This is a genomic window from Paraburkholderia sp. BR10872 (assembly GCF_040965835.1).
GTDB lineage: Bacteria > Pseudomonadota > Gammaproteobacteria > Burkholderiales > Burkholderiaceae > Paraburkholderia > Paraburkholderia nodosa_A.
In genome coordinates this window covers 1-2,735 of sequence record NZ_JBFRCN010000124.1, presented here as the reverse complement: position 1 = coordinate 2,735, position 2,735 = coordinate 1, and the positions used below count along the sequence as shown (strand labels likewise).

The window sequence follows — 2,735 nt, the reverse complement described above, 5'->3', positions numbered from 1 at the left end:
CGCTTCCACACCTGACCTATCAACGTCCTGGTCTCGAACGACCCTTCAAGGGGATCAAGTCCCCGGGGAAGTCTCATCTTGAGGCGAGTTTCCCGCTTAGATGCTTTCAGCGGTTATCTCTTCCGAACATAGCTACCCGGCGATGCGACTGGCGTCACAACCGGTACACCAGAGGTTCGTCCACTCCGGTCCTCTCGTACTAGGAGCAGGCCCCCTCAAACTTCCAGCGCCCACGGCAGATAGGGACCAAACTGTCTCACGACGTTTTAAACCCAGCTCACGTACCTCTTTAAATGGCGAACAGCCATACCCTTGGGACCGGCTACAGCCCCAGGATGAGATGAGCCGACATCGAGGTGCCAAACACCGCCGTCGATATGAACTCTTGGGCGGTATCAGCCTGTTATCCCCAGAGTACCTTTTATCCGTTGAGCGATGGCCCTTCCATACAGAACCACCGGATCACTATGACCTGCTTTCGCACCTGTTCGACTTGTGAGTCTCACAGTCAAGCACGCTTATGCCATTGCACTATCAGCACGATTTCCGACCGTACCTAGCGTACCTTCGTACTCCTCCGTTACCCTTTGGGAGGAGACCGCCCCAGTCAAACTGCCTACCATGCACTGTCCCCGATCCGGATCACGGACCAAGGTTAGAACCTCAAACAGATCAGGGTGGTATTTCAAGGACGGCTCCATGCAGACTAGCGTCCACACTTCACAGCCTCCCACCTATCCTACACAAACCGGTTCAAAGTCCAATGCAAAGCTACAGTAAAGGTTCATGGGGTCTTTCCGTCTAGCCGCGGGGAGATTGCATCATCACAAACACTTCAACTTCGCTGAGTCTCGGGAGGAGACAGTGTGGCCATCGTTACGCCATTCGTGCAGGTCGGAACTTACCCGACAAGGAATTTCGCTACCTTAGGACCGTTATAGTTACGGCCGCCGTTTACCGGGACTTCAATCAAGAGCTTGCACCCCATCATTTAATCTTCCGGCACCGGGCAGGCGTCACACCCTATACGTCCACTTTCGTGTTTGCAGAGTGCTGTGTTTTTATTAAACAGTCGCAGCCACCAGTTTATTGCAACCCCTTCACCCTTCTGGCGCAAGCCAGTCAAGCTACCAGGGCGTACCTTATCCCGAAGTTACGGTACCAATTTGCCGAGTTCCTTCTCCCGAGTTCTCTCAAGCGCCTTAGAATACTCATCTCGCCCACCTGTGTCGGTTTGCGGTACGGTCACTGTTGAACTGAAGCTTAGAGGCTTTTCTTGGAACCACTTCCAGTTGCTTCGTCTCCGAAGAGACTGGCCTCACACCCTTGAATCCCGCGCCCGGATTTGCCAAAGCGCCTTCTCCAATGCAAGGACCGGGACTTCCAACACCCGGACAACCTTCCGCGATCCGTCCCCCCATCGCATTCAACAATGGTGCAGGAATATTGACCTGCTTCCCATCAGCTACGCATTTCTGCCTCGCCTTAGGGGCCGACTCACCCTACGCCGATGAACGTTGCGTAGGAAACCTTGGGCTTACGGCGAGGGGGCCTTTCACCCCCTTTATCGCTACTCATGTCAGCATTCGCACTTCCGATACCTCCAGCACGCTTTTCAACGCACCTTCGCAGGCTTACGGAACGCTCTCCTACCATGCATATAAATATGCATCCGCAGCTTCGGTATATGGCTTAGCCCCGTTACATCTTCCGCGCAGGACGACTCGATCAGTGAGCTATTACGCTTTCTTTAAAGGGTGGCTGCTTCTAAGCCAACCTCCTGACTGTTTTAGCCTTCCCACTTCGTTTCCCACTTAGCCATATTTGGGGACCTTAGCTGGCGGTCTGGGTTGTTTCCCTCTTGACACCGGACGTTAGCACCCGATGTCTGTCTCCCGTGATTGCACTCTTCGGTATTCGGAGTTTGCTATGGCGACGTAATCCGCAATGGACCCATCAACCATGACAGTGCTCTACCCCCGAAGGTGATACACGAGGCACTACCTAAATAGTTTTCGGAGAGAACCAGCTATTTCCAGGTTTGTTTAGCCTTTCACCCCTATCCACAGCTCATCCCCTAACTTTTCAACGTTAGTGGGTTCGGTCCTCCAGCACGTGTTACCGTGCCTTCAACCTGGCCATGGATAGATCACCTGGTTTCGGGTCTACACCCAGCGACTGGACGCCCTGTTCGGACTCGCTTTCGCTACGCCTGCCCTATTCGGTTAAGCTTGCCACTGAATGTAAGTCGCTGACCCATTATACAAAAGGTACGCCGTCACCCCTTGCGAGGCTCCGACTGTTTGTATGCATGCGGTTTCAGGATCTGTTTCACTCCCCTCCCGGGGTTCTTTTCGCCTTTCCCTCACGGTACTGGTTCACTATCGGTCGATCACGAGTATTTAGCCTTGGAGGATGGTCCCCCCATCTTCAGACAGGATTTCACGTGTCCCGCCCTACTTGTCGTACACCTAGTTCTTCCATTCCGCCTTCGCCTACGGGGCTATCACCCACTATGGCCGCACTTTCCAGAGCGTTTGGCTGACGGTACAGATAAAGAGTACAGGCTGGTCCCATTTCGCTCGCCACTACTTTGGGAATCTCGGTTGATTTCTTTTCCTGCGGCTACTTAGATGTTTCAGTTCGCCGCGTTCGCTTCGCATGGCCTATGTATTCAGCCATGGATACTCCATTCGGAGTGGGTTTCCCCATTCGGACATCTGTGGATCAAAGCT

At 53.5% G+C, this 2,735-nt stretch carries 1 rRNA gene; it reads right to left on the bottom strand.

The window, feature by feature from the left end:
• A 23S ribosomal RNA gene (locus tag AB4Y43_RS40235) occupies positions 1 to 2,735 on the bottom strand; the annotation flags it as partial.